Here is a 639-nt window from a genome sequence, read left to right as displayed (position 1 = left end):
GAAGCGCATTCAGGACAATGTCCTTTGTCATCCGGGATTGCATTGACCAGCCGATAATTTTGCGTGAGAACAGATCAACAACCACGGCAAGATACAGCCAGCCTTCGTGGGTCCTGATGTAAGTTATGTCCGTTACCCAACGCTCATCCGGAGCATCCGGATTGAACTGTCGCTGGAGCCTGTTGGGCGATACGATACTGACCTCGCCTTTGTGTGCCCGCGGGCTCCGGTACCCGACCTGAGCCTTTATCCCGGCACGATTCATCAGTCGCCAGACTCTGTTCACTCCGCACTGTTGCCCGCTATCCCGCAAGTCCAGATGGATCTTGCGATAACCATAAACGCAACCGGACTCCAGCCAGAACTGTTTGATCTGTCCCGTCAGTCTCAGATCTACCTGGTGGCGCTGAGAATACGGTTGCTTAAACCAGGCGTAAAAGCCACAGGGATGAACATCCAGCACCCTGCAGAGCAGACGAACAGGCCAGCAAAGGGAGTTGTCACGAATAAAGGCGTACCTCAGTCGGACAGCTTTGCGAAGTACGCCGCGGCTTTTTTTAATATGTCCCGTTCGTCAGTAACCCGCTTCAGCTCCTTCTGGAGTCGGCGGATCTCGGCCTGAGCATCTGACTGTTCTTT

Annotated in this window: 1 pseudogene; it reads right to left on the bottom strand. The window is 54.0% G+C overall.

Annotated elements, in window-relative coordinates:
- Window positions 1-639: pseudogene (locus tag KCR01S_RS23645) on the bottom strand (IS3 family transposase); the annotation flags it as partial.

The organism is Kluyvera cryocrescens NBRC 102467 (assembly GCF_001571285.1).
In the GTDB taxonomy this organism is placed as follows: domain Bacteria; phylum Pseudomonadota; class Gammaproteobacteria; order Enterobacterales; family Enterobacteriaceae; genus Kluyvera; species Kluyvera cryocrescens.
This window is presented reverse-complemented; position numbering and strand designations above follow the sequence as displayed.